Genomic DNA, 2,377 nt, shown 5'->3' with positions numbered 1-2,377 from the left:
GTAAGCGTCCGGTCTTCTCCACCTTGCTGACGAGGTGATGCGCAAGCCACAGGTGCGGCACTGTGGCAGACACCGGTGCGGCATCATGGCGACGCGAATTATGGAGATGGTTGGGCCTGAACCGCGCCGGCGGTTCAGCGAAGATGACAAGGCGCGGATCGTGTCGGAGGCGATGATGCCGGGCGCCAGCGTGCTGGAGGTGGCGCGGCGACACCGGGTGTGCACGTCGCTGGTGTATCGCTGGCGACGCACGCTGCTGCGCGACGGGGTGGCGAGCGAAGCATTGCCGTTGCCGGGGCCGGCATTCATTCCGGTCGAGGTGGCGGGCGCGCCCATGGTGCCGCATTCGGAGCCGCTCGGACCGGGTGTGGTGGAAGTGGTCGGCCCGGCCGGGCAACGCATCCGCCTGGCACCTCCCATCGACGCGCGGGTGCTCAAGACCGTGCTGGCGGGGTTTGCTTGATCGGGCCGCCGGGCGGTGTCCGGGTGTATCTGGCGGCCGGGGTCACGGACATGCGCAAGGGCTTCGACGGGCTGGCCGCGCTGGTACAGCAGCGGCTGCGCCAGGATCCGTTTGGCGGTGCGGTGTACGCCTTCCGGGGCAAGCGTGGCGATCTGGTCAAGCTGCTGTGGTGGGATGGTCAGGGTCTCGTGCTCCATGCCAAGCGTCTGGAGCGGGGCCGGTTCACCTGGCCGGCGACCGCGGACGGCGTCGCGGTGCTGACCCCGGCGCAGCTGTCGATGCTGCTCGAAGGGGTGGACTGGCGGCATCCGATCCGGTCCTCGCAGCCGACCTTGGCCTGGTAAAAAGTACGGTTTCCTGCGGCTTTCGCGTGTATCGGCACGGGGGTTCTGGTATAAGCGGGCGTGTCGCCCGATGCCGCCTCGCTGCCCGACGATATCGCCCTTCTGAAGGCCATGCTCATTGCTGCCGGCGCCGAGCTGGAGCAGTTGCGGATGCAGGTCGCGCGGCTGCGGCGCATGGCCTTCGGCCGTTCGTCGGAGAAGCTGACGCACCAGGCTGACCAGCTGGAACTCGGGCTGGAAGAGCGCGAGGCGGAAGCCGCCACTGCGGCGATGCCGGTGGTCACCCGGACACGGGAGACCGCCAGGCCGTATCGACAGCCGCTGCCCGACCATCTGCCCCGCACCGAGGTCGTGCATGAGGCACCGTGCGTCTGCCCCGACTGCGGTGGTGCCATGCGGCGCATGGGCGAGGACGTTACGGAACAGCTCGACTATGTGCCCGCCTCGTTCCGGGTCGTGCGCCACGTCCGGCCGCGGCTCAGCTGCCGGTCATGCGAGCGCATAGTGCAGGCGCCGTTGCCGTCCATGCCCATCGAGCGCGGTCGACCCGGTGCGGGGCTGCTCGCCCATGTGCTGGTGTCCAAATACGCCGACCATCTGCCGCTCTACCGCCAGTCGGGCATCTATGCTCGCCAGGGCGTCGACCTTGCCCGCTCCACCCTGGCCGACTGGGTCGGGCGCTCGGCCGCGCTCCTCGACCCCTTGGTCGACGCGCTCGAGCGCCACGTCATGGGCGGCGCGACCCTCCATGCCGACGACACGCCGGTGCCGGTACTGGCCCCTGGTGCCGGTCGCACCAGGACGGGCAGGCTGTGGACCTATGTACGCGACGAGCGCGGGGCTGGCGGCGAGGCTCCGCCCGCCGTGCTGTTCCACTACGCGCCCGACCGCAAGGGCGAACGACCCGCCGGACATCTTGCCCGGTTCCGGGGCGATCTGCACGCCGATGGCTATGCCGGGTTCGACCGCCTCTATGGCGACCGCATCCGTGAGGTGGCCTGCTGGGCGCATGTCAGGCGCAAGTTCTTCGACGTCCATGCCGCAACCGGCTCCGCCACGGCCCGCGAGGCACTGGACCATATCGCCGGCCTCTATGCCGTCGAACGGGATGTGCGTGGCCGGCTCCCTGACGAGCGACGGCACGCGCGCCAGGCCAGGGCCGGACCGCTGCTCGATGCCTTCCGCCAGTGGCTCGACGCGACCGGACCAAAGCTGTCCCGGCGCTCCGACCTTGCGGTCGCCATCCGCTATGCGCTCGCCCGCTGGCAGGCGTTGACCCGCTATGCCGACGATGGTCGCCTGGAGATCGACAACAATGCCGCCGAGCGCTCGCTGCGCGGTATCGCCGTCGGGCGCAAAAACTGGCTATTCGCGGGCTCCGACCAGGGCGGGCACCGCGCCGCCAGCATCTACAGCCTAGTGGAAACCGCCAGGCTCAACGGCGTCGACCCCGAGGCCTGGCTGGCCGACACCATCAGACGCATCGCAGACCATCCGGCCCGCCGGGTCGCTGAACTGCTGCCGTGGAACTACCGGCCCGTTTGAGGTGACGCCGTCACCGGACGCTTAC

The 2,377-nt window shown here is 69.7% G+C and carries 3 protein-coding genes; all 3 read left to right on the top strand.

Features of this window, described 5'->3' with window-relative positions; all coding sequences use genetic code 11:
* Positions 1-85 precede the first annotated feature (85 nt).
* The 3 genes from tnpA to tnpC all read left to right on the top strand — a co-directional run bounded on the left by tnpA (position 86) and on the right by tnpC (position 2,352).
* Complete coding sequence (gene tnpA, locus GGQ96_RS21035) at positions 86-463, top strand: IS66-like element accessory protein TnpA (protein WP_184117186.1); 378 nt, start codon at positions 86-88, stop codon at positions 461-463.
* Entirely contained in the window at positions 460-807 is a 348-nt protein-coding gene (gene tnpB, locus GGQ96_RS21030) for an IS66 family insertion sequence element accessory protein TnpB (protein WP_076711207.1), read from the top strand. Before tnpA ends, tnpB begins: the two co-directional genes overlap by 4 nt.
* A gap of 111 nt (positions 808-918) precedes the next feature.
* Positions 919-2,352: an IS66 family transposase gene (tnpC, locus tag GGQ96_RS21025; RefSeq protein WP_184117187.1), complete on the top strand. Its 1,434-nt coding sequence runs from the start codon at positions 919-921 to the stop codon at positions 2,350-2,352.
* Positions 2,353-2,377: the final 25 nt, after the last annotated feature.

It is taken from the genome of Sphingomonas abaci (assembly GCF_014199625.1).
Classification (GTDB): domain Bacteria; phylum Pseudomonadota; class Alphaproteobacteria; order Sphingomonadales; family Sphingomonadaceae; genus Sphingomonas; species Sphingomonas abaci.
Note: the sequence above shows the minus strand (reverse complement) of the source record. Positions and strands in the feature narration are given on the sequence as shown.